Source organism: Streptomyces sp. NPDC053431, from assembly GCF_044544925.1.
GTDB lineage: Bacteria > Actinomycetota > Actinomycetes > Streptomycetales > Streptomycetaceae > Streptomyces.
Map to the genome: position 1 here is coordinate 125,553 of NZ_JBITXX010000004.1, position 23,208 is coordinate 148,760.

At 72.6% G+C, this 23,208-nt stretch carries 23 protein-coding genes; 10 read left to right on the forward strand and 13 right to left on the reverse strand.

Going from position 1 to position 23,208, the window contains the following annotated elements:
* Positions 1–44: 44 nt before the first annotated feature.
* The 6 genes from ACIGXE_RS13230 to ACIGXE_RS13255 form a co-directional block, all read right to left on the reverse strand.
* Entirely contained in the window at positions 45–1,862 is a 1,818-nt protein-coding gene (locus ACIGXE_RS13230; RefSeq protein WP_399746573.1) for a serine/threonine-protein kinase, read from the reverse strand.
* Between the two features lie 78 nt (positions 1,863–1,940).
* Positions 1,941–3,230: a DUF6986 family protein gene (locus ACIGXE_RS13235; RefSeq protein WP_399746575.1), complete on the reverse strand. Its 1,290-nt coding sequence runs from the start codon at positions 3,228–3,230 to the stop codon at positions 1,941–1,943.
* 152 nt (positions 3,231–3,382) lie between these two features.
* Positions 3,383–4,345 carry an electron transfer flavoprotein subunit alpha/FixB family protein gene (locus tag ACIGXE_RS13240; protein ID WP_399746577.1) on the reverse strand — a complete coding sequence of 321 codons (963 nt, stop codon included), beginning with the start codon at positions 4,343–4,345 and terminating at the stop codon, positions 3,383–3,385.
* A 66-nt stretch (positions 4,346–4,411) separates the two neighbouring features.
* Positions 4,412–5,197 carry an electron transfer flavoprotein subunit beta/FixA family protein gene (locus ACIGXE_RS13245; RefSeq protein WP_399746579.1) on the reverse strand — a complete coding sequence of 262 codons (786 nt, stop codon included), beginning with the start codon at positions 5,195–5,197 and terminating at the stop codon, positions 4,412–4,414.
* 200 nt (positions 5,198–5,397) lie between these two features.
* Complete coding sequence (locus ACIGXE_RS13250; RefSeq protein ID WP_399747130.1) at positions 5,398–5,940, reverse strand: flavin reductase family protein; 543 nt, start codon at positions 5,938–5,940, stop codon at positions 5,398–5,400.
* Positions 5,941–6,161: 221 nt separating this feature from the next.
* Positions 6,162–6,473, reverse strand: coding sequence for a TlpA family protein disulfide reductase (locus ACIGXE_RS13255; RefSeq protein WP_399746580.1), 312 nt, complete (start codon positions 6,471–6,473; stop codon positions 6,162–6,164).
* A 224-nt stretch (positions 6,474–6,697) separates the two neighbouring features.
* Here ACIGXE_RS13255 and ACIGXE_RS13260 point away from each other — a divergent pair, with 224 nt between their 5' ends.
* Positions 6,698–7,423, forward strand: a complete 726-nt coding sequence (locus tag ACIGXE_RS13260; protein WP_399746582.1) for a lysophospholipid acyltransferase family protein — start codon at positions 6,698–6,700, stop codon at positions 7,421–7,423.
* A gap of 49 nt (positions 7,424–7,472) precedes the next feature.
* Here ACIGXE_RS13260 and ACIGXE_RS13265 read toward each other — a convergent pair whose 3' ends face one another.
* The 4 genes from ACIGXE_RS13265 to ACIGXE_RS13280 all read right to left on the reverse strand — a co-directional run bounded on the left by ACIGXE_RS13265 (position 7,473) and on the right by ACIGXE_RS13280 (position 11,451).
* Positions 7,473–8,072, reverse strand: coding sequence for a transglutaminase family protein (locus ACIGXE_RS13265; RefSeq protein WP_399746584.1), 600 nt, complete (start codon positions 8,070–8,072; stop codon positions 7,473–7,475).
* A gap of 81 nt (positions 8,073–8,153) precedes the next feature.
* Positions 8,154–9,233: a threonine aldolase family protein gene (locus ACIGXE_RS13270; protein ID WP_399747132.1), complete on the reverse strand. Its 1,080-nt coding sequence runs from the start codon at positions 9,231–9,233 to the stop codon at positions 8,154–8,156.
* Positions 9,230–9,991, reverse strand: a complete 762-nt coding sequence (locus ACIGXE_RS13275; protein WP_399747133.1) for an SDR family NAD(P)-dependent oxidoreductase — start codon at positions 9,989–9,991, stop codon at positions 9,230–9,232. Before ACIGXE_RS13275 ends, ACIGXE_RS13270 begins: the two co-directional genes overlap by 4 nt.
* 53 nt (positions 9,992–10,044) lie before the next feature.
* On the reverse strand, positions 10,045–11,451 hold the full coding sequence (locus tag ACIGXE_RS13280) for a DUF6421 family protein (protein WP_399746585.1): 1,407 nt from the start codon (positions 11,449–11,451) through the stop codon (positions 10,045–10,047).
* 257 nt (positions 11,452–11,708) lie between these two features.
* Here ACIGXE_RS13280 and ACIGXE_RS13285 point away from each other — a divergent pair, with 257 nt between their 5' ends.
* Positions 11,709–12,392, forward strand: coding sequence for a glycerophosphodiester phosphodiesterase (locus ACIGXE_RS13285; protein WP_399746587.1), 684 nt, complete (start codon positions 11,709–11,711; stop codon positions 12,390–12,392).
* Positions 12,393–12,410: 18 nt separating this feature from the next.
* Here ACIGXE_RS13285 and ACIGXE_RS13290 read toward each other — a convergent pair whose 3' ends face one another.
* A complete protein-coding gene (locus ACIGXE_RS13290; protein WP_399746589.1) occupies positions 12,411–12,962 on the reverse strand; it encodes a GNAT family N-acetyltransferase in 552 nt (183 codons plus the stop codon).
* Between the two features lie 173 nt (positions 12,963–13,135).
* Between ACIGXE_RS13290 and ACIGXE_RS13295 the strand changes: the two genes are divergently transcribed.
* The 4 genes from ACIGXE_RS13295 to ACIGXE_RS13310 all read left to right on the forward strand — a co-directional run bounded on the left by ACIGXE_RS13295 (position 13,136) and on the right by ACIGXE_RS13310 (position 16,400).
* A complete protein-coding gene (locus ACIGXE_RS13295) occupies positions 13,136–13,756 on the forward strand; it encodes a DUF5134 domain-containing protein (protein ID WP_399746591.1) in 621 nt (206 codons plus the stop codon).
* Positions 13,757–13,847: 91 nt separating this feature from the next.
* Positions 13,848–14,786: a M56 family metallopeptidase gene (locus ACIGXE_RS13300; protein WP_399746593.1), complete on the forward strand. Its 939-nt coding sequence runs from the start codon at positions 13,848–13,850 to the stop codon at positions 14,784–14,786.
* Between the two features lie 54 nt (positions 14,787–14,840).
* Positions 14,841–15,536, forward strand: a complete 696-nt coding sequence (locus ACIGXE_RS13305; RefSeq protein WP_399746595.1) for a phosphatase PAP2 family protein — start codon at positions 14,841–14,843, stop codon at positions 15,534–15,536.
* Between the two features lie 129 nt (positions 15,537–15,665).
* Positions 15,666–16,400 carry a TetR/AcrR family transcriptional regulator gene (locus ACIGXE_RS13310; RefSeq protein WP_399746597.1) on the forward strand — a complete coding sequence of 245 codons (735 nt, stop codon included), beginning with the start codon at positions 15,666–15,668 and terminating at the stop codon, positions 16,398–16,400.
* On the opposite strand, the gene ACIGXE_RS13315 is transcribed toward ACIGXE_RS13310, so the two are convergent.
* The gene (locus ACIGXE_RS13315; RefSeq protein WP_399746600.1) at positions 16,325–17,896 is read right to left on the reverse strand and encodes an LVIVD repeat-containing protein; all 1,572 of its coding nucleotides are present in this window, start codon (positions 17,894–17,896) and stop codon (positions 16,325–16,327) included. The genes ACIGXE_RS13310 and ACIGXE_RS13315 overlap by 76 nt on opposite strands.
* A gap of 170 nt (positions 17,897–18,066) precedes the next feature.
* On the opposite strand from ACIGXE_RS13315, the gene ACIGXE_RS13320 reads away from it, so the two are divergent.
* The 3 genes from ACIGXE_RS13320 (at position 18,067) to ACIGXE_RS13330 (ending at position 21,289) form a co-directional block, all read left to right on the forward strand.
* Positions 18,067–18,723 (forward strand): DUF305 domain-containing protein, encoded by a 657-nt coding sequence (locus ACIGXE_RS13320; protein WP_399746601.1) that lies wholly within the window; start codon positions 18,067–18,069, stop codon positions 18,721–18,723.
* A 354-nt stretch (positions 18,724–19,077) separates the two neighbouring features.
* Positions 19,078–20,457, forward strand: coding sequence for an FAD-dependent oxidoreductase (locus ACIGXE_RS13325; protein ID WP_399746602.1), 1,380 nt, complete (start codon positions 19,078–19,080; stop codon positions 20,455–20,457).
* Between the two features lie 226 nt (positions 20,458–20,683).
* Entirely contained in the window at positions 20,684–21,289 is a 606-nt protein-coding gene (locus ACIGXE_RS13330; RefSeq protein ID WP_399746603.1) for an ankyrin repeat domain-containing protein, read from the forward strand.
* 110 nt (positions 21,290–21,399) lie between these two features.
* Here the strand turns inward: ACIGXE_RS13330 and ACIGXE_RS13335 are convergent, their stop codons facing one another.
* On the reverse strand, positions 21,400–21,771 hold the full coding sequence (locus ACIGXE_RS13335; protein WP_399746605.1) for an ArsR/SmtB family transcription factor: 372 nt from the start codon (positions 21,769–21,771) through the stop codon (positions 21,400–21,402).
* Positions 21,772–21,970: 199 nt separating this feature from the next.
* Here ACIGXE_RS13335 and ACIGXE_RS13340 point away from each other — a divergent pair, with 199 nt between their 5' ends.
* On the forward strand, positions 21,971–23,056 hold the full coding sequence (locus ACIGXE_RS13340; protein WP_399746607.1) for a WD40/YVTN/BNR-like repeat-containing protein: 1,086 nt from the start codon (positions 21,971–21,973) through the stop codon (positions 23,054–23,056).
* Positions 23,057–23,208 lie beyond the last annotated feature (152 nt).

The window sequence follows — 23,208 nt, forward strand, 5'->3', positions numbered from 1 at the left end:
GGCGGCCAGCCGGCACGCCGGCCGCCCCGACCGCCCCGCAGCCCTCAGCAGATCGGCAGTCCCGGGATCGGCTGGTCGTTGTCGCCGCCCTTGAGGTAGACGACGCTGAAGTACACGTTCGTGTTGCCGCTGTCGTCGTCGGTCCTGGCCCACCAGATGTTGGTCCAATTGCCGTACGTCTCGCGCCGGCCCAGGTCGACCTGGCAGTAGAAGTAGTTCGTGCCGGCGTTCAGGACGCCCATCTCCCCGCCGTCGTGACGGTACGTCTTCTCGGTGCGCCACACCTGGCAGTCGTACTTCCCGCCGCCGCGCGCGGTGCAGCCGCCGGTCGCCGGCGTCGGGGACGTACCGCCGCCGCCCGTCGTGGTCGAACCGCCGCCGGTGCTCCCTCCCGTACTCCCGCCGCCGGTCGTGCCGCCCGCGGCTGCGCCCGGCAGTGGCGCCTTCGACGGCGTCGACGGCGAAGGGGTGGGCTTCCCGGACGGCTTCGCGCCGTCCTCCGAGGGGTTCGCGGACGCGGACGGGCTGCCGCTCGCGGTCTTCCCGCCGCCCGGCGCGCCCGGGTCGAGCACCCGGCCCGGGTCCGCGCTCGGGCTCGCCGACCCCTGGCCGCCGGCCAGCTGCTCCTGTTCGGTGCCGCCGCCGTCCCGGTCGACCAGCGCGTACGTCACACCGCCGCCGGCCAGCAGGACGGCCGCGACCGCGGCGGCGACCAGCGCGCCGGACCGCTTCCGGCCCCCCGCGCCGTGCGCGCCGTGCGCGCCGGACGCCCGGGTCGGCGCGGAGGTGCCGCCGTACGCACCGGGTCCGCCCGGCACCGGCGCCGGAGCCGGCGCGGACGGTCCGCCGGACAGCGGGAACGTCCCGGGGCCCGGCCCCTGCGGCGGCAGCGCCGGGCCGAATCCCTGCGGGCCGTGCGGTACGGCGTCGAGCTCGGTCGGCACCCACTGGGACGCGCCGGCGGGCGGTGCGGCCGCGGCGGGCGCCTGGACCGCGGGCGACCCGGCCTGCGGGTGGGGCTCGTCGCGTCCCTCGGCCACCGCCGTCAGCAGCCGTGCCGCCGTGCGGGCGTCCGGGCGTTGCGCCGGGTCCTTGTCCAGGAGCCGGCGGAGCACCGGGGTGAGGGGGCCCGCGTTGCGCGGCTCGGGCAGGGGCTCGACGACGATGGCGTTGAGGGTCTGCCAGGTGGAGGTGCGGCGGAAGGGGGAGTTGCCCTCGACGGCCGCGTAGAGGGTGGCGCCGAGTGCCCAGACGTCCGAGGCGGGGCCGGGCTGCTGCCCCTGGGCGCGCTCGGGGGCGAGGTAGTCGAGCGAGCCGACGATCTCGCCGCTGCGGGTGAGGTGGGTGGCGGAGCCGTCGCCGGGGTCGTCCATGGCGGCGATGCCGAAGTCGGTGAGGACGACGCGGCCGGACCGGTCGAGCAGGATGTTGCCGGGCTTCACGTCCCGGTGCAGCACGCCGGCGTCGTGGGCGGCGGCGAGCGCCTCCAGGACGGCGGCGCCGATCGCCGCGGCCTCCCGGGGGTCCATGGCGCCGCGTTCGCCGAGCACGCCGTCGAGCGAGGGCCCGTCGACGAGCTCCATGACGATGACGGGACGGCCCTGATGGTCGGTCACGTCGTGGACGGCGACGACTCCGGGGTGGCGGACCCGGGCCGCGGCCCGGGCCTCGCGCTGCATCCGCAGCCGCAGGTCCTGCAGCTCGGGACCGGACGCGTCGTTGTAGGCGCGCAGTTCCTTGACGGCCACCTCACGGCCGAGGACCTCGTCGACGGCGCGCCAGACGACGCCCATGCCGCCGCGCCCGAGCTGCCGCACCAATCGATAGCGGCCGGCCAGCCGCTCGTACTCCCCCGATGACACCGATGCCCCGTTCTCTGTGGCTGCGTTGGACGCGTACAGAGTACGGGGCGTCGGGAGGGGCCGGTGGGCGCCGTCTGGCTACTGGGCGGTCACGGTGAGGTCGCCGCGCCGCGGGGCGGCGAAGCGGTCGAGGTCCGCGCGGGTGAGGCCGGTGAGGGCGTCGACCTCGGCGGTGTCGAGGGCGCCGCAGTCGATGCCGCGCAGCAGGTAGGAGGAGAGCGCCTTGGCGGTGGCGGGCTCGTCCATGACGTCGCCGCCGGCGTGGTTGGCGTAGGCGGAGAGGCGCTTGGCGGCTGCCTGGAAGCCCTCGCGGTAGAAGGCGAAGACGGCGGCGTAGCGGGTGGGGATGTGGCCGGGGTGCATGTCCCAGCCCTGGTAGTAGGCGCGGGAGAGGGCGCGCCGGGTGAGGCCGTAGTGGAGCCTCCAGGCCTCGTGGACGTGGGCGGTGGGGCCGACGGGCAGGACGTTGGTGGAGCCGTCGGAGACGCGTACGCCGGTGCCGGCGGCGGCGACCTGCATGATCGCCTTGGCGTGGTCGGCGGCGGGGTGGTCGCTGGCCTGGTAGGCGGCGGAGACGCCGAGGCAGGCGCTGTAGTCGAAGGTGCCGTAGTGGAGGCCGGTGGCGCGGCCCTCGGCGGCGTCGATCATGCGGGCGACGGTGGCGGTGCCGTCGGCGGCGAGGATCGCCTGGCTGGTCTCGATCTGGATCTCGAAGCCGAGGCGGCCCTCGTCGAGGCCGTGGGCCTTCTCGAAGGCCTCGACGAGGCGGACGAAGGCGGTGACCTGCTCGGGATAGGTGACCTTGGGGAGGGTGAGGACGAGGCCGTCGGGCAGGCCGCCGTGCTCCATGAGGCCGGTGAGGAAGACGTCGGTGGTGCGGATGCCGCGGTCGCGTACGGCGGCCTCCATGCACTTCATCCGGATGCCCATGTACGGGGCGGCGCTGAGGTCCGCGTAGGCCTCGGTGATGATCCGGGCGGCGCGGGCGGCGTCGTGGTCCTCGTCGGTCCCGGCGTAGCCGTCCTCGAAGTCGACGCGCAGGTCCTCGATGGGCTCGCGCTCCAGCTTGGCGCGGACGCGGCCGTAGACGTCCTCGGCGAGGTCGTCGGAGAGGCCGAGGACGGCGGCGAAGGTGGCGGCGTCGGGGGCGTGCTCGTCGAGGGCGGCGAGGGCCTGGTCGCCCCAGGAGCGGATGGTGCCGGCGTCGAAGACGTTGCCGGGCACGTAGACGGTGTGGACGGGCTGACGGGTGCCGGGGTCTCCCGGGTAGCGACGGTCCAGCTCGGCGTCCACGCTGGCGAGGGAGGCGCTGATGCCCTCGCTGACCGCGCCGGCGAGGCTCGTCGACACCTTCTCCTGCTGACCCATCCCACATCCTCCTGTTTTCCGCTGCACGGAATCAACAATCCGTATAGCGAAGTTAGTAGTCCGCCTCCACTTGCGTCAATGGGTGTCCGAAACGGACGGGGGCCGCGCGGTGAAGATCACCACGCGGCCCCCGGACCGGCGAAAACCGCAGATCAGCCCTTGCGGGCCTTGATCTCGTCGGTCAGCTGCGGGACAACGTCGAAGAGGTCGCCCACCACGCCGTAGTCGACGAGGTCGAAGATCGGGGCCTCGGCGTCCTTGTTGATGGCGACGATGGTCTTCGAGGTCTGCATACCCGCGCGGTGCTGGATCGCACCGGAGATGCCGGAGGCGATGTACAGCTGCGGCGAGACCGACTTGCCGGTCTGGCCGACCTGGTTGGAGTGCGGGTACCAGCCGGCGTCGACGGCGGCGCGGGAGGCGCCGACGGCGGCACCGAGGGAGTCGGCGAGCGCCTCGATGACCGCGAAGTTCTCGGCGCCGTTGACGCCACGGCCACCGGAGACCACGATCGCGGCCTCGGTCAGCTCCGGGCGGCCGGTCGACTCGCGCGGCGTGCGGGCGGTCACCTTGGTGCCGGTGGCCAGCGCGCCGAAGGAGACCGCGAGGGCCTCGACGGCGCCGGCGGCCGGGGCGGCCTCCACGGGGGCCGAGTTCGGCTTGACGGTGATGACCGGGGTGCCCTTGGAGACACGGGACTTGGTCGTGTACGAGGCGGCGAACGCGGACTGCGTCGCGACCGGGCCCTCGTCACCGGCCTCCAGGTCCACGGCGTCGGTGATGATGCCGGAGCCGATGCGGACGGCGAGGCGGGCGGCGATCTCCTTGCCCTCGGCGGAGGACGGGACCAGCACGGCGGCCGGGCTGACGGCCTCGTACGCGGCCTGGAGGGCGTCCACCTTCGGGACGACCAGGTAGTCGGCGAACTCCGGGGCGTCGGCGGTCAGGACGCGGGTGGCGCCGTGCTCGCCGAGGACGGCGGCGGTGTCGCCGGCACCCTTGCCGAGCGCGACGGCGACCGGCTCGCCGACGCGGCGGGCGAGGGTCAGCAGCTCCAGGGTGGGCTTGCGAACGGCTCCGTCGACGTGGTCGACGTAGACGAGAATCTCAGCCATGGGACTTCAATCTCCTGCGGAAGAAACGGGGACGGCCTGAGGGGACAGCGCGGTTCGCGCGAGCCCTTAGATGAACTTCTGGCTCGCGAGGAACTCGGCGAGCTGCTTGCCGCCCTCGCCCTCGTTCGTCACGATCGTGCCCTTGGTGCGCGCGGGACGCTCGGTGGCCGAGTCGACCTTCGTCCAGGCGCCCTCCAGGCCGACCTCCTCGGCCTCGATGTCGAGGTCGGAGAGGTCCAGGGACTCCACCGGCTTCTTCTTGGCGGCCATGATGCCCTTGAAGGACGGGTAGCGGGCCTCGCCCGACTGGTCCGTCACGGAGACGACGGCCGGGAGGGAGGCCTCCAGCTGCTCCGACGCGGAGTCGCCGTCGCGACGGCCCTTCACGACGCCGTCCTCGATCGTGACCTCGGAGAGCAGGGTGACCTGCGGGACGCCCAGGCGCTCGGCCAGGATCGCCGGGAGGACACCCATGGTGCCGTCGGTGGAGGCCATACCGGCGATGACGACGTCGTAGCCGGTCTTCTCGATGGCCTTGGCGAGCACCAGGGAGGTGCCCATGACGTCGGTGCCGTGCAGGTCGTCGTCCTCGACGTGGACGGCCTTGTCGGCGCCCATGGACAGCGCCTTGCGCAGGGCGTCCTTGGCGTCCTCGGGGCCGACCGTGAGCACGGTGACCTCGGCGTCGTCCGCCTCTTCGGCGATCTGCAGGGCCTGCTCGACCGCGTACTCGTCGAGCTCCGAAAGGAGGCCGTCGACGTCGTCGCGGTCGACCGTCAGGTCATCGGCGAACTTCCGGTCGCCAGTGGCGTCCGGCACGTACTTCACACAGACAACGATCCTCAAGCTCACGCCGGCTCTCCTACTGCATCGTCATAACTGGGCTGCGGTGTTGCTCGCAGCATAGGCGCCTGAAGGGCGGGTTTCCGGTCGGGGCGTCCAACGCCCCGACCGAAATATTACTCGTCAGTACACCCAGTTCGTTACCAGTAAGCAAGCGCTCAGCCGTGTGACCTTGCCAACGCCCCCGCGGGGCGCCCGTACGGGAACTCTCAGTCGCGCAGCGCGTTGAAGCGCCCCTGGTGGTACAGCAGGGGGCGGCCCACGCCGTCCGGGTCGCCCGCGACGACCTCCGCTATGACGATGCGGTGATCGCCGGCGGGCACCCGGGCCACCACCCGGCACACCAGCCAGGCGAGCACGCCGTCCAGCACGGGCACGCCCTCGGGGCCCGGGCTCCAGCGGGTGGGCGGGGCGAAGCGGTCGGCGCCGCTGCGGGCGAAGGTGGCGGCCAGCTCCTGCTGGTGCTCGCCGAGTATGTGCACGCCGATGTGCTCGGCCTCGGCCACCACGGGCCAGCTGGAGGATCCGGTGCCCACCCCGAAGGAGATCAGCGGCGGGTCGGCGGCGACGGAGTTGAGGGAGGTGGCGGTGAAGCCGACCGGCCGCTCACCGTGCGCGGTGACGACCGCGACGCCGGCGGCGTGCTGCCGGAAGACGGAGCGGAGCAGGTCCGGAGAGCCGGGGCGGGGCGCCCCGAGGGAGGGAGGGGAGGGAATCGTCGTGAGCGTGCGGAGCTCGGGCGAGACCGTCATGGAGTTGTCCTTCTGCGGTGGCGGCGGGAGGCGGGTGTCGGGTTCGTCAGACACCCGGACAGCGCGCGCTCGCGTTACGGGCCAGGTCCACGTGGGCCCGGCCGTAGAGAAGGAGTTCTGAGGGCACTACGCCAGACTGACGATCGTTGACGTGTGCAGTCAAGTGCGGACCGGGATGTGGGAGATGTGTCACCGCGTCAGGGACCGCGCCGCGCACCGGATCAGACCGCCCGTCCGAGCGCGGCGATGACATCGGCCTTACGGGGCTGCCCGGACGCCCTGCGGACGATCCGGCCGGCCCGGTCGAGGACGAGCACCGTGGGCGTGCGGACGATGCCGAGCTCCCGTACGAGATCCAGCCGCTCCTCGGCGTCGATCTCCACGTGCCCGACGCCGTCGACCATGGCGGCCACCTCGGCGAGGGTCCTGCGGGTGGCGCGGCAGGGCTGGCAGAAGGCCGTGGAGAACTGGACCAGGGTGGCCCGCTCCCCCAGCTCGGCGCCCAGCGCCGCCGCGCCCAGGACCTCGGTCATCCCCACCGCCTCCTCGTGTACGTCCACTCCCGGTGCAGCGTCCCACGGCGCCGTTCGATTCCCGCCACGAACACCGGGAGTGACGAGAATCTCCCCGTACGAAGCCGTCAGGACTGGTCACGAGCCCCCACATGGGGCACGATCTGCCCAAAGCCGAAAACCTACGGCTGCGTAACTTCGCCGGGAGAACCCTCCCCAGGCACAGACGAAGGGTTTCCCTCCAGATGGCAGAGCTCGTCTATCGGCCGGTCATCGGCGCCGCTCTCACCATGTTCAAGGCGCTGGACCTGAAGATCGACACTCAGGGTTCACACCACATCCCCCGCCAGGGCGGAGCGGTGATCGTGAGCAATCACATCAGCTATCTGGACTTCATCTTCACCGGTCTGGCGGCCCTGCCGCAGAAGCGTCTGGTGCGCTTCATGGCGAAGGAGTCGGTGTTCCGGCACAAGGTGTCCGGTCCGCTGATGCGCGCGATGAAGCACATCCCGGTGGACCGCGCCCAGGGCGAGCAGGCCTACGAGCACGCGCTCAAGGCGCTGCGGGCCGGCGAGCTCGTCGGGGTCTTCCCCGAGGCGACCATCTCGCAGTCCTTCACGCTCAAGAGCTTCAAGTCGGGTGCCGCGCGCCTCGCGCAGGAGGCGGGGGTCCCGCTGGTCCCGATGGCGCTGTGGGGCACCCAGCGGCTGTGGACGAAGGGCCGCCCGCGCAACTTCAAGCGCAGCCACATCCCGGTCACCATCCGGGTCGGCGAGCCGATCGAGGCGCCGACCGACCAGTACGCGGGCGCGATCACCCGGCGGCTGCGCGAGCGCGTCCAGGAGCTCCTGGAGGCGGCGCAGCGCGCGTACCCCGTGCGTCCCAAGGACGCGGGCGACACGTGGTGGGTGCCCGCGCATCTCGGGGGCACGGCGCCGACGCCGGAAGAGCTCAAGGCCCGGGAGCAGTAAGAAACGCCGTCAAGGGTCCTCCGGAGTCCGGAGCGGCCCCTTCGGGGGTTCAGAGCGCGGTGGGGAGCGTCCGCCAGAGGTGCGGCCGGTCGGTGGCGGCGCGCAGCACCGCGAGGACGGCCGGGTGCGGTTCCTCGTGGACCACCGGGTAGTCCACCTCGCCGAACCCGGGGCGGACGGCCCACGCCAGCCGCTCCTCACCGACCGAGAACCGGGCGTCGACGCCGGGCTTGTTCCCGCGGGGGTCCTGCCGCGCCCACTCCCCCGCGTCGGGCAGCTTCACGGCGGCGAGCCCGTGGATCACCGGGTTCGAGCCGTCGTCGTCCGCCAGCCGCTGGTAGCAGAGGCCCGCCGGGATGCCGCGGGCCCGCAGGAGCGCGACGTACGCGACGGACTTGGCGTAACAGATGCCGGTGCGCTGTCCGAGGACGTCGGAGGCCCGCCAGGTGACGCGCATGTCCCCGGTGTCCGCGGAGTGCGGGATGGTGTCGCGCACGAACTCGAAGGCGGCTTCGGCGTATGAGTATGCGTCGGCGTGATCGACGTACAGGCGCTCCGCGGTGGCCAGGATCAGCGGGTGATCATGGTCGATGACCTCGCTCACGGCCAAGTAAGCAGAGATGTCAGGATTCTGCTGGATGAGTTCCATGGGCGGGGAGCATAGGAATGCGGCCGGACGGAAGTCAATGACTTTCCATCCGGCCGCATATTCATGCACCATGGCGGAGTGTTACCGCGCCATCTCTTCCTTCAGCGCCTGGAGGAAGGCGTCGACGTCTTCCTCGCTCGTGTCGAAGGAGCACATCCAGCGCACGTCGCCGGCCGCCTCGTCCCAGAAGTAGAAGCGGAAGCGCTCCTGGAGGCGGCGGCTGACGTCATGCGGCAGCCGCGCGAAGACGGCGTTCGCCTGGACCGGGTAGAGGATCTCGACCCCGTCCACCGCGCGCACGCCGGCCGCGAGGCGCTGGGCCATCGCGTTGGCGTGCCGCGCGTTGCGCAGCCACAGGTCCTTGGCGAGCAGTGCCTCCAGCTGCACCGACACGAAGCGCATCTTGGAGGCGAGCTGCATGGACAGCTTGCGCAGGTGCTTCATGTGGCTGACCGCGTCCGGGTTGAGGACGACCACGGCCTCGCCGAAGAGCATGCCGTTCTTCGTGCCGCCGTACGAGATGACGTCGACGCCCACCGCGTTGGTGAACGCGCGCATCGGCACGTCGAGCGAGGCGGCCGCGTTGGCTATGCGGGCGCCGTCGAGGTGGACCTTCATGCCCTTGGAGTGGGCGTGCTCCACGATGGCCCGGATCTCGTCGACCGTGTAGACGGTGCCGAGCTCGGTGTTCTGGGTGATCGAGACGACCTGCGGCATCGCCCGGTGCTCGTCCTCCCAGCCCCAGGCCTGCCGGTCGATCAGCTCGGGGGTGAGCTTGCCGTCCGGAGTGGGCACGGTGAGCAGCTTGAGGCCGCCCATCCGCTCGGGAGCGCCACCCTCGTCCACGTTGATGTGCGCGCTCTCGGCGCAGATCACCGCGCCCCAGCGGTCGGTGAGCGCCTGGAGCGCGGTCACGTTCGCCCCGGTCCCGTTGAAGACCGGGAACGCCTCGGCCGAGGGGCCGAAGTGGCTGTGCATGATGCGCTGGAGGTGCTCGGTGTACTGGTCCTCGCCGTAGGCGACCTGGTGGCCGCCGTTGGCGAGGGCGATGGCCGCGAGGACCTCGGGGTGCGCGCCGGCGTAGTTATCGCTGGCGAAGCCCCGGACCGACGGGTCGTGGTGACGACGGGCGTCGGTCACGGGGCCCAGGGCCGAGGTCACGGCTTGGGGGTCAGCCACAGGCGCTGTCCATTCACTTCCTGTGCGGGCCGGTCCCAGAGTCCGGCGATGGCGTCGGCCAGTTCCTTGACGTCGGTGAAGCCCGCGAACTTCGCATTCGGGCGCTCGGCGCGCATGGCGTCGTGCACCAGTGCCTTGATCACCAGGATGGCAGCCGCGGCCTGCGGGCCCTCTTCGCCCCCCAGCTTGCGGAACGAGTCCGCCATGGCGAGCGTCCACGCCTCGGCCGCCGCCTTGCCGGCGTTGTACGCGGCGTTGTTGGCCTGCGGCTTGTGCGCGCCGACCTGACTGATCAGGGCGTAGCGGCCGCGACCGCCGCTGCGCAGCAGCCCGTCGTGGAAGGCGAGCGAGGTGTGCTGGACGGTCCGGACCAGGAGCTTGTGCAGGAAGTCCCAGTCCTTGAGGTCGGTCTCGACGAAGGAGCCGCTGCCGCGCCAGCCGCCGACCAGGTGGACCAGGCCGTCGATCCGGCCGAACTCCTTCTCGGTCTTCGCGGCCCACTCCTTGGTGGCGTCCAGGTCGAGGAGGTCGACGGTGTCGCCGGTGACCGTGGCGCCGCCGTGGGCGTACCGCGCCGCGTCCACGGCCTCCACGAGGCGCGCCGGATCGGCGTCGGAGGCGACGACGGTCGCACCCGCCTCGGCCAGGCGCAGGAGGGTGGCCCGGCCGGCCGGACCGGCCGCGCCCGCGACCGCGATGACGGCTCCGTCCAGCGTTCCGCCGTTACCGTTGCCGATCATGGTCGCCTCCTGCTCCGTCGCCTGTGCCGCCTCGTCCGTCCCTGCCGTGTCGCTCACGCGGCGGCCTGCTCGGCCCGCGCGGCGCCGACGGCGGTGATGCCCTTGGTGGAGGCGATCACGCCCTTGAGCTTCTTCGCAAGGGCCTCATAGAACATGCTGAGCGGAAACTCGTCCGGAAGCACGTCGTCCACGAGCTTGCGCGGCGGCTGCGTGAGGTCCAGGGCGTCGGGGCCCTTGGCCCAGGTGGAGCCGGGGTGCGGGGCCAGGTAGGTGGAGACCAGCTCGTAAGCCTTGAACCAGTGCACGAGCTTCGGGCGGTCGATGCCGTCGCGGTACAGCTGCTCGATCTCGCCGCAGAGCTGGTTGGTGACCTCGGGGGCCCGCTGCCAGTCGATCTTCAGCTTGTTGTCGGTCCAGCGCACCACGTCGTGCTTGTGGAGGTACGCGAAGAGCAGCTGGCCGCCGAGACCGTCGTAGTTGCGGTTGCGGTCACCGGAGACCGGGAAGCGGAACATGCGGTCGAAGAGCACCGCGTACTGCACGTCACGGCCGTGCCCGTTGCCCTCGGCCTCGAGCTTCACGGCCTCCTTGAAGGCGGTGAGGTCGCAGCGCAGCTCCTCCAGGCCGTACATCCAGAACGGCTGGCGCTGCTTGATCATGAAGGGGTCGAAGGGCAGGTCGCCGTGGCTGTGGGTGCGGTCGTGGACCATGTCCCACAGGACGAAGGCCTTCTCGCAGCGCTCCTGGTCCTCGACCATGGCGGCGATGTCCTCGGGCAGCTCGATGCCGAGGATGTCGACCGAGGCCTCGGTGACCTTGCGGAAGCGGGCGGCCTCGCGGTCGCAGAAGATGCCGCCCCAGCTGAAGCGCTCGGGGGCCTCGCGGACGGCGATGGTCTCCGGGAAGAGGACGGCCGAGTGGGTGTCGTAGCCGGCCGTGAAGTCCTCGAAGGTGATGCCGCAGAACAGCGGGTTGTCGTAGCGGGTGGCCTCCAGCTCGGAGAGCCATTCCGGCCACACCATGCGCAGCACGACCGCTTCGAGGTTGCGGTCGGGGTTGCCGTTCTGGGTGTACATCGGGAAGACGACGAGGTGCTGGAGCCCGTCCCGGCGGTTCGCGGCCGGCTGGAAGGCGAGCAGCGCGTCCAGGAAGTCCGGGACCTCGAAGCCGCCCTGCGCCCACTTGCGCAGGTCCGCGACCAGGGCGCGGTGGTAGGCGGCGTCGTGCGGGAGCAGCGGGGAGAGCTGCTCGACCGCGGCGACGATGCGCTCGACGGTCTGCTCGGCGTGGGCCCGCGCCGGGGCGCCCTCGGCCGCGAAGTCGATCGAGCCGTCGGCGCTCTGCCAGGGGCGGAGCTCCTCCACGGCATTCTTGAGCTCGGGCCAGGCAGGGTGGTCGATCACCGGAGCGTCGGCGGATATCCCCCCACCGGTCACGTCCTGCACAAGAATTTCCGTCATGCCTCTTCCTCCACAGGAGAACCTTGCGTCAGCACAACGTAATCATGGCCGGATCTCTCCCACAAGAGGGGAAGGAAAAATTCTCCTGTGAGACCCCCCATATGACCGACAATTTTCCTGTGCCGCAGGGTTTGAAGCCGAGAAATACGGTGTTCCGCGCGGCAGCTTCCCGTTTCGTCCCCAGCGGTTAGGCTGCGCCACGAGCCGCGTCCTGGTCCGGCGGCGCCGGACCGGACCCCGACGGAAGCGAGAAGATCTTGAGTTTCCTCACCATCGGTCATCGCGGAGTCATGGGCGTCGCGCCCGAGAACACCCTGCGCTCCTTCGTCCGCGCCGAGCAGGCCGGCATGGACGCCATCGAACTGGACCTCCACCTCAGCAAGGACGGCGCGCTCGTCGTCATGCACGACGCCGAGGTGGACCGCACGACGGACGGCACCGGACCGATCTCCGGCAAGACGCTCGCGGAGCTGCGCGAGCTCGACGCGGGCGACGGGGAGCGGATCCCCGTCTTCGAGGAGGTCCTGGCGGCGGTCCGGGCCCCGCTGCAGGCCGAGATCAAGGACGTCGCCGCGGCCCGGGCGCTCGCCGAGGTGATCCGCGCGCGCGACCTGACGGCGCGGGTGGAGGTGCTGTCCTTCCACGACGAGGCGCTGGCGGAGATCCGGGACCTGGTCCCCGGGGTGCGCACCGCCCTCGTCGCCGACCACCTTCAGTCGGAGGTGGTGGAGCGCGCGCTGGCCGTCGGCGCCGCCGCGCTCGTCCTCAACATCCGGCACCTCACCCAGGCCACCGTCGAGCGGGCGCACGCGGCGGGCCTGCGGGTGATCGGCTGGGTGGTGAACACCCAGGACGACCTGCGGCTGGTGCGCGCCCTGGGGCTCGACGGGGCCACCACGGACCGGCCGGAGATCCGCCGCACCGGCCGCTTCACGGCCTGAGCGCCGGGCTCCGGTGCGTCAGACGAGTTCCTTGACCAGGAGCTCGAACTGCAGGTCGTCGCGCTGCGGCACGCCGAAGCGCTCGTCGCCGTACGGGAAGGGCGTCATCCGGCCCGTACGGCGGTAGCCGCGGCGCTCGTACCAGGCGATGAGCTCGTCGCGCACCGAGATGACCGTCATGTGCATCTCGCGGACGTCCCACAGCTCCCGCACCCGGCGCTCGGCCTCGCCGATGATCTGGCGGCCGAGGCCCGCGCCCTGGAGCTCGGGGCGGACGGCGAACATGCCGAAGTAGGCGGCCTCGCCGCGGTGTTCGAGCTGGCAGCAGGCAACGAGCGCGCCGTCCCGCTCGACCACCATGAGCCGGCTGCCCGGCGTGCTGATGACCGCCGCCACACCCTCGGCGTCGGTGCGCTGCCCCTGCAGGATGTCCGCCTCGGTGGTCCAGCCGGCCCGGCTGGAGTCGCCGCGGTAGGCCGACTCGACGAGCGGGACGAGGGCCGGGACGTCGTCCAGGACGGCGTCGCGGTAGGTGATCCGGCCGGTGTGCTGGGGCGCGGCGGTGTCCATGGTGTGCGGGTCTCCCCTCGGGCGCTGACGATCGGCGGGCGCGATCGTCCACGAGCCTAACGCGCTCCCCGCACTCCCCCCTCGTACACCCGTGCGCGCCTTCGCGTCCGCGTGGGCGGGGCGGGCACCGGGCATGCACTCCCGGTCGGGACCGCGACGAGGGGGTGTGCGGCGTGCACGGACCGGCTCTGTCCGGGTGGTTGCTGGTCGTGCTGTGCGCGGCGAGCGGGGCGTACTGCCTGCTGCGCGTGCGCGGCAGCACCGGTGCGGAGCGCCGGGCGGCCGGCGGCGAGGCCGTGATGGGCTTCGGGATGGCCGCGATGGCGCTGCCCGCGGCGGCGCTCACGGCGCCGGACTGGAGCTGGGCGCCGTACGCGGGGGTGTTCGGCATCGCGGCGCTGCGGACGCTCGGGTACGCGGTGCGGCACGGCGGGCACCATCTGCACCATCTGGTGGGCTCGCTGGCGATGGTCTACATGGCGGTGGCGATGGCCGCCGCGGGTCCCGGCGCGCACGCGGAACACGGCGCGGGGCACGGCGGCGTGGCCGCCACCGGAGGCATACCCGTGCTGACGGGGACGCTGCTCGCCTACTACGGGGTGTACGTGCTGCGTTCGGGCGCCCGGCTGGTGCCGGCGGCCGCCCCGGCGGGCGCGGGTGACGCGCGGCGGATGTCGGCCGTGGCCGCGGGTGACGCGCCGCGGACGTCGGCCGTGGCCGCGGGTGCCGAGCTGACGCTGGTGTGCCGGCTGTCCATGGCCCTCGCGATGCTGGCGATGCTCCTCACACTCTGAGGGACCGGCGCGACGGGATCACACCGTGGTGTACGTCACTTGCTCCGCGAGGCCATACCCCCGGTTGGTACCGCGCTCATAGGGTGGCGCCATGTTGGTCTCCCTCGCGCTGCTCGCGCTCGGCGTCCTGACCGCCGTCGTCGCCCCGCGGCTCCTGTCGCGGGCCGACTGGGTGGAACGGGAACCCGTGGTGGCGCTGTGGGTGTGGCAGTGCGTGGTGGCGGCGGTGCTGCTGAGCTTCGCGCTGTCGATGACGTTCAGCGCCGCGGCGGCCTGGCAGGCGGTGCGGGGCCATGTCTTCGCGTCCGCGCCGAACGCGGTGGTCGAGGCCTACGAGCTGGGCGGCCACCGGCCGTGGTCGGCGGCGCTTGCGGTGCTGCTCGCGGCCGGCGGGCTGTGGTCCGGTGCGATGCTGGGCCGGGAGATCGGCCGGGCGCGGGCGCGTCGCAGGCAGCGCCGCTGCGAACTCCTGGTGCGGGCGCCGCTGTTGCCGGGCGAGGAGGCCGCCGGCAGCGGGCGTCTGGTGGTCCTGGAGGGCGAGCGCGCGGACGCCTGGTGGCTGCCCGGCGGGACGCCGCGCCTGGTCATCACCACGGCCGCGCTGCGCCGGCTCAAGGGCCGCCAGCTCGACGCGGTGCTCGCGCACGAGCAGGGACACGCCCGGGCGCGCCATGACTGGCTGCGGCACTGCGCGGCGGCGCTCGCGGACGGTTTCCCGGGGGTGCCGGTCTTCGCGGCCTTCCGCGGCGAGATGCACCGGCTGGTGGAGCTGGCGGCGGACGACGTGGCCTCGCGCCGCTTCGGCCGCCTGACGATCGCCCTCGCCCTGGTCGAACTCAACGAGGAACGCGGGGTGTTCGGACCGGGCCCCGCCCCGGACGCCGATCTCCCGCAGCGCGTGAACCGGCTGCTCACGGCCACGCCCCGGCTCAGCCCGGGCCGCCGGCTGCGCCTGACGGCCGCCGCCGCGCTCGTCCCGGTGGTCCCGGTGCTCGTCGCCTTCGTACCGGCGCTGACGGCGCTCCCGTAAGGACACCCCGGGGCCGGGCGCACGGCACGGCGGCCCGTCGGGCAGGATCGGCCCATGCGCATCTCCGCCGTCGTGTCCGGCGCCCTGACCGTGCTGCTGCTCGTCCTCGTCGTCGTGGGATGGACTCCTCTGCTGTCCTTCGACCGGGACGTGACCCAGGCGCTGCACCGCATAGCGGTGGCCGAGCCGGGCTTCACCCGGCTCAACCGGATCCTGACGGACTGGGTCTGGGACCCGCTGACCATGCGCGCGCTCGCGCTCGCGACGGCCGTGGTGCTGTGGTGGCGGCGCGAGCGGCTCGCGCTGTGGGTCGCGGGCACCACCGCGGTCGCCTGGGGCCTCCAGCAGGGCCTGAAGGCCGCCGTGCAGCGGGAGCGGCCGCGCTGGCCGGACCCGGTCGACTCGGCACCGTACGCGGCCTTCCCGTCCGGTCACGCGATGGCCGCGTCGGTCACCTGCGGGCTGCTCCTGTGGGTGCTCGCGCTGCACTGGCGCGAGTCCTGGCGGGGCTGGGGTGCGCTCACCGGGGCGGCTGTGGTGTCGGTCCTCGGGGTCGGCTGGACCCGCGTCTACCTGGGCGTCCACTGGCCCTCGGACGTGTTCGCCGGCTGGCTGCTCGGCTGGTGCTGCGTCGCCGTGGCGATCCTCACGTACCGGCGCTACGGCGCCCGCGGCACCCCCACGGACGGCGCCCGCGCGACCCCGACGGACGGACCGGACACCGGAGGCAGAATGGGAGAAACACGATGAAGCCGCCTGTTCTGGACGATCCCCCGCGTCGCCCAGAACAGACGGCCTGTCCCGCCTCCGGCCACGAGGGCACGACGGCGGGACGCGTTGAGTATATTGGCTGCGAGCCAGTCAACGCAGGAGTCCAGCATGTCCCCGCGTAGCGCATCGGTCAATGAAGAGCTTCGGAGACGCTCCCGCGAGCGGATCCTGGCAGCCACCGTGGAGCTGGTCTCGGAGCGCGGGTACGAGGCCACGACCCTGGGGGACATCGCCGAGCGGGCCGGTTCGGCGCGCGGGCTGATCTCGTACTACTTCCCCGGCAAGCGGCAGCTGCTGCAGTCCGCCGTGCACCGGCTGATGCACCTCACCCTGGAGGAGGCGCTGGAGCGCGAGCCGCGCAGCGAGGACGGACGGGAGCGGCTGGCGCGCGCGATCGACGCGATCCTGGGCCTGGCCGAGGAGCGGCCGGTGCTCATGCGGACCCACATGGCCGGCATCCTCCAGGCCGAGGGCTTCGTGCGGTGCCCCGAGCAGCAGCGGCTCGCGGCGCTGCTCCGGGACACCGTGGTGCGCTACGGCTCCGCCGACGTGGACCGGGACTACCCGCTGCTGCGGGCACTGCTCATGGGCGCGGTGTTCGCGGTCCTGCTGCCGGGGGCGCCGATGCCGAGGGCCCGGCTGCGGGCCGAGCTGTTCCAGCGGTACGGGCTCGACTGGGACCTGGGCGTGCCGCCGGACGAGGGTCCGCCCGGCGGCATGCCGGAGATCCGTACGGTCTTACCGGACCGGTCGGTCCGGGTGCCGGGTCAGTCGTCGGCGCCCTGGTCGCCGTCCTCGGCGACGGACGAGGAGCCGCCCGTGCGGTCGAAGTCGTCGAAGTAGTCCGGCTGCGTCTGGACGTTGAGCTCGTCCATCCGGATCCGGGCCGCCTTGTCGGTGCGCTTGTCGCTGAGCTTCAGGACGTCGAAGCCCTTGACGAGGTCGTTCGAGTAGATGTGGCCGTTGTAGTAGTACGCGGACCAGGAGCCGCCGCCGACGAGGGTGGTCGCGGAGATCGGGCCGCGCTCGAAGTAGGCGATCTCCTTCGGCCGCCGGGAGTCGGTGAAGTCCCAGACGGAGACGCCGCCCTGGTACCAGGCCTGGACCATGATGTCCTTGCCCCTGACCGGGATCAGCGAGCCGTTGTGGGCGACGCAGTTCTCGGTGTCGGCCTGGTGGCGCGGGATCTTGAAGTAGCTGCGGAAGACCAGCTTGCGCTTGTCGCCCTTGCCGACGATGTCGTAGATGCCGTCCGCGCCGCGGTTCGGGCCGACGGCCGCGTTGCAGGTGGCCGCGCCGCCGCCGCCGAGCTCGTCGGTGAAGACGACCTTGTCGGCCTTCTGGTTGAAGGTGGCGGAGTGCCAGAACGCGAAGTTGACGTTGTCCTGGACCTGGTCGAGCACCCTCGGGTGCTCGGGGTCCTTGATGTCGAAGAGGATGCCGTCGCCCATGCAGGCGCCGGCAGCGAGGTCCTTGCCCGGGAGCACGGTGAGGTCGTGGCAGCCGGTCGTCTTGGAGACGCCCGGGTTGGTGGGCGCGCCGGGGTTGCCGCCGCCGTCCGGGCCGCTGCCCGGGAAGAGGACGGGGAAGCCGACGACCTTGGCCTGCTCGGGCGCGTCGCGCGGCACCTTGATGACCGAGATGCCGTCGTGCGGCGGCTGGCAGTCGGGGAAGGCGGCGTTCGGCGAGTACGAGGAGACGTAGATGTAGACGTCCTTGCGCTTGGGCACCAGGGTGTGGGTGTGGGAACCGCAGTTGGTCTCGACGGCGGCGACGTACTTCGGGTTGGCGACGTCGCTGATGTCGAAGATCTTCATGCCCTCCCAGGACGACTTCACCGAGGCCGGCTGGGGAACGCTGGCGCAGGAGTTGTCGCTGCGGGAGGAGTCGGTGGACAGGAAGAGCAGGTTCCCGGAGACGGAGACGTCGTTCTGGGAGCCGGGGCACAGCACCTGGGTCACCGTCTTCGGCGCCCTGGGGTCGCTGATGTCGAAGATCCGGAAGCCGTCGTAGTTGCCGGCGAAGGCGTACCTGCCCTGGAAGGCCAGGTCGGAGTTGGTGCCCTTGAGGGCGTCCTTGGGGATGTTGGCGAGGTGTTCGATGTTCGCGCTGTGGACGATCTCGTCCACGCCGGGTATCTCACCGTTCGCGATCGCGGCGCGGGCGTCGGCCGCCTGCTCCGCGCTGACGGTGCCCTGGATCGCGACGTCTCCCGGGTCGGGTGTGGCGGCCGCGGGTCCGGCGGCGAGCATTCCGATCAGCAGGCCGGCCGCGGCGGTCGCCACACCCAGGCCTCTGATCCGTGCACGCGGGGTACTCGTGGTACGCAACGAAGTCACTCCGTCCTCTCTGGATTCCGTTCACAGTTGAACGACGGATGGACCCCGGCAGTATCTTCCTTAGCGTGCGCATCTCAACAGATGGCAACACACATGTCATGAAGATTCTCCGAAAAGTGGCTGTCACACGAGTGCCCGGTGTTGCTCAAGTGCCTTTGGAGGACGTCTTGTTGAACCGCCGTCACATCCGCCGCCCGCTCGCCGCGGTCCTGACCGCCACCGCCGTACTCGCCCTGGCAGCCTGCGAGTCGGGGCCGGAGGATGCCAACTCCAGCCCGAAAGCGGGGAGTTCCACCGGACCGGCGATCGTGGCACCGGGCAGGCCGGGCGAGCCCGCGAAGCGCGTGTCGCCCGAGGAGGCGGCCCGGCTGATGCCCGACGAGAAGCCCAACGGGGCCGACTTCCGCTACGTCCAGATGATGATCGAGCACCACCGGCAGGCACTCACGATGACCGCCCTGGCCCCGCAGCGCGCCGGGTCCCCCCAGGTGAGGAACGTCGCGGCGCGGATCGCGGCGGCGCAGGGGCCCGAGATCGGCGCCATGCAGGGCTGGCTGAAGAACAACGGCGGCCCGCGTCCGATGTCCGGCCACGACCACCACACCATGCCCGGCATGGCCACCGAGGCCCAGCTCGCCGCGCTGAAGGCCGCCCGCGGGAAGGCCTTCGACGAGCTCTTCCTGAAGCTGATGATCACCCACCACCAAGGGGCGGTGACGATGGCGGCGGAGGCCCTCAGCCAGGGGAACAACGTCCTGGTGGAGGAGATGGCCAACGACGTGATCGCCCAGCAGACGGCGGAGATCGACCGGATGCGGTCGCTGTAGGGCGGGGGGCGGCGGGGGTAGGACGGAGGGGCGGCGGGGGTGAGCCGCCGGGGGCGGCGGGGGCACTCCGGCCGGGCGGCGGGGGCACCCGCGGCGGTCGCCTGCCCGGTGGGTGCACGCGCACGGTCGGTCCACCGGCGCCCGGCCGGGCGCCCCCGCCGGTCCCTGACGCGAGGCGCACCCGCCCCTCCCGGCCCTCCCGGCTCTCCCGGCTCTCCCGGCTCTCCCGGCTCTCCCGGCTCTCCCGGCTCTCCCGGCTCTCCCGGCTCTCCCGGCTCTCCCGGCAGACGCCTACTCCCCCGTCCGGGCTCGCGGTGCCATGCTGGAGGTCTCCCGGCGGGAAGGGGTGCGTTCGTGTTGCGTGTCGCGGTCGTCGGTTCCGGACCGAGCGGGGTCTACACCGCTCAGGCCCTGGTCGGGCAGAGCGCCGTGCCCGGGGTGCGGGTGGACGTGCTGGACCGGCTGCCCTGCCCGTACGGGCTCGTGCGCTACGGGGTGGCGCCCGACCACGAGAAGATCAAGTCGCTGCAGGGGAGCCTGCGCGCGGTCCTGGAGGACGAGCGCGTCCGCTTCCTCGGTGACGTGGAGGTGGGGGCGCGCGGGCTCACCCCCGCCCGGCTCCTGGAGCTCTACCACGCGGTCGTGTACTGCGTGGGCGCCGCCCGCGACCGGCGGCTCGGGGTTCCCGGTGAGGAGCTGTACGGCAGCTTCTCGGCGACGGAGTTCGTGTCCTGGTACAGCGCCCACCCGGACGCCGTCCACGACGGCTTCGGTCTGGACCGGCCCGCCGCCGTCGTCATCGGCGCCGGGAACGTGGCCGTGGACGTGACCCGGATCCTGGTCCGGCGGGCGGAGGAGCTGCGGCCGACCGACATCCCGCAGGGCGCCCTGACGGCGCTGGCCGGGAGCGGCGTGCGCGAGGTGCACATGGTCGCCCGACGCGGCCCCGCGCAGGCCCGCTTCACCACGAAGGAGCTGCGCGAGCTCGGCGCGCTTCCGGACACCCGGGTCCTGGTCGACCGGACGGAGCTCACGCTCGACCCGGCGTACGACGACCCCTCCGGCCTCCCCGCCGTCAACCGGCGCAATCTCGACGTCGTACGGAGCTGGTCGGCCGGCGCCGCCCAGGGCGCGCCCGCCTCCCGCTCGGTCCGGCTGCGGTTCTTCCTGCGGCCCGTGGAGATCCTCGGGGACGCGGACGGCCGGGTGGCCGCGGTGCGCTTCGAGCGCACCGAGCCCGACGGGACCGGCGGCGTGCGGGGCACCGGGCGGTACGAGGAGATCCCCGCCGGCCTCGTGCTGCGGGCGGTCGGCTACCAGGGCGTCCCGCTGCCCGGACTCCCCTTCGACCCGGTGCGCGGCACGGTCCCGCACGCCCAGGGGCGGATCCTCAGGGAGGGGACGCCGTCGCCGGGCGAGTACGTGGCCGGCTGGATCAAGCGCGGCCCCACCGGCGTGATCGGCACCAACCGGCCCTGCGCCAAGGAGACCGCCGCTTCGCTGCTCGCCGACGCGGTCGTCCTCGCCGCCCGTGACGTCGCCCCCGACCCGCTCGCCGCGCTGCGCGCCCTGGGTCACGAGCCGGTGCCCTGGACGGGCTGGCTGGCGATCGAGCGCGCCGAGGCGGCCCTGGGCGGCACGCTCGGCCGCGGGCCGGTGAAGATCCCGGACTGGGCGGGGCTGAGGGACGCGGCCCGGCCGGCCCGGGCGCCGGAGGGTCAGCCGATCGGTTGACCCCGGGGTCGGCCGGACGGGGCGGAAGGAGGGGCCGGCGGGCGGACCGGCCGCGTCGGGAGCCGCCACCACGATGGACGACAGAGCTTCGCCGGACCGGCGTCGCCTCCCTCGGGCGACTGACGCACCCCGCGACCGGCGCGAGCGACCACGCCGTTCCACACACCCGCACCACGGCGCCGCCGCACCCCCGGCGCCGCCGCACCCCTGAGTACGAGGAGCCCTCATGACCGCCCCCGCCGATCTGCGGCTGCTCGCCGCCGCCCGTCACGGCGACACCGAGGCCCTGCGCACGGCGCTCGACGACGGCGCGCGGGTCGAGGCCCGCGACGAGGAGCTCCGCTCGCCGCTGCTGCTCGCCGCGCTCGGCGACCACGTGGAGGCGGCGCGGATCCTCGTCGCGGCGGGCGCGGACGTCAACGCCCAGGACTCCCGGCACGACAGCCCGTGGCTGGTGACCGGGGTGACCGGCAGCGTCGCGATGATGCGGGTCCTGCTCGCGGCGGACCCCGCGCCCGACCTGACCCTGCGCAACCGTTTCGGTGGCATCAGCGTCATCCCCGCGTCGGAGCGGGGCCACGTGGCCTACGTGAGGGCCGTCCTCCAGGAGACGGCGATCGACGTCGACCATGTCAACGACCTCGGGTGGACGGCCCTGTTGGAGGCGGTGATCCTCGGCGACGGCGGGCGCGACCACCAGAAGGTCGTGGCCCTGCTGCTCGCCGCCGGGGCGGACCGTGAGCTGGCGGACCGCCACGGGACCACCGCCCTGGAGCACGCCGAGCGGCGCGGCTTCCAGGAGCTCGCCGCCCTGCTGAGGGACCCGGCCTGACCCGAAGGGCGGGACCTGGCCACCCTGTGCGAAGAGCGGGCCCAGGTCCTGTCGTCGGACTACCGGCGTTGCCCGGAGTCGCGGGGCAGGCGGGAGTTCGACGACAGGGCCTAGCCGCCCTGCGCGGGCAGCTCCTCGCCCAGGCGGTCCGCCTGGGCGTCCGCCGCCGCGAGGACGCTGTCGAGGAGGCCGGGGAAGAGCGCGTCGAGGTCGGCGCGGCGGAGGCTGTTCATCTTGGCCGTGCCCTGGTAGGTCTGCCGCAGCACGCCGCTCTCGCGGAGCACGCGGAAGTGGTGGGTGCAGGTCGACTTGGTGACCGGCAGGGCGAAGTACGAGCAGCTGAACTCCTCGCCCGCGCCGCGCGCCATGGCACGGACGATCCGCAGCCGTACGGGGTCGGACAGCGCGTGCAGCACGGGTCCCAGCCGGATGTCCTCGCGCGCGGGGTGGTTCAGGACCCGGGGACTGGTCGCGGTCGACACGGCTGCGGCTCCACGGCGCTCGGGAATGGATGCGGCCATTGTACGAGCGTCCCGGCACCGGCGAGGGGCCGCCCGGATCCCCCGTTCCGGGCCGCAACACGCCTCTCACCTGGGGCGGAGCCCACTCCGGGGGCCGTTGTCAGTGGCCGGGTGCAGACTGGCCCCTATCCGCGACAACGGCGTCCTGGAGGTGTCGGGCATGACCGACGTGCTATTGACCGTAGGGACCCGCAAGGGTCTGTTCATCGGCCGCGGGCGAGACGGCCGATGGGAGTTCGACGACCCCCACTTCAACGCGCAGGCGATCTACTCGGTCGGCATCGACACGCGCCGCGGCAGCCCCAGAATCCTCGTGGGCGGGGACAGTTCGCACTGGGGGCCGTCCGTCTTCCACTCCGACGACTTGGGCGCGAGCTGGAAGGAGCCGGCCAAGCCCGCGGTCAGGTTTCCGCAGGACACAGGGGCTTCGCTGGAGCGGGTCTGGCAGCTGCATCCGGCGCCGGCGCACTCCCCCGACGTCGTGTACGCGGGGACGGAGCCGGCCGCGCTGTTCCGGTCGACCGACGGCGGCGAGTCCTTCGACCTGGTGCGCCCGCTGTGGGAGCACCCCACCCGGGACAAGTGGGTGCCGGGCGGTGGCGGTGAGGCGGTGCACACGGTCGTGACCGACCCTCGCGACCCCGACGCGGTGACGGTCGCGGTGTCGACCGCGGGGGTCTTCCGTTCCCTGGACGGCGGCGCGAGCTGGACGCCGGCCAACCAGGGTGTGTCGGCGGTGTTCCTGCCGGACCCGCACCCGGAGTTCGGGCAGTGCGTGCACAAGATCGCCCAGGACGCGGCCGACCTGGACCGGCTGTATCTGCAGAACCACTGGGGCGTGTTCCGCAGCGACGACGGGGGCGGCCGCTGGACCGACATCGGCGGCGGGCTCCCCTCCGACTTCGGCTTCGCCGTCGCCGCGCACCCCCGCCGCCCGGACACCGCCTATGTCTTCCCGCTCAACGCCGACTCCGACCGCGTCCCCGCCGAGCGGCGCTGCCGGGTCTACCGCACCACGGACGCCGGAGCGAGCTGGGAGGCGCTCAGCAAGGGCCTGCCGGAGGGCGCCCACTACGGCACCGTGCTTCGTGACGCCCTGTGCACGGACGACGCCGACCCGGCGGGTGTGTACTTCGGCAATCGCAACGGCGAGCTCTACGCGAGCCCGGACGACGGGGACAGCTGGCAGCTCCTCGCCGACCACCTGCCGGACGTGCTGTGTGTCCGCGCGGCGGTGATCGGGTGAAGGCAAGCCGCGTGCACCCGGGGTAGTCGGCCGGGCGCACTCGGGGTAGCCGCCGGGTCGCTCCGGTGGGCCGGTGGGAGCGGGCGTGCGTCCCACGATCCCGGGTAGCCGCAGTCCGTCCCACCCCCTCGTGGGCCGAGACCGGCCTGCGC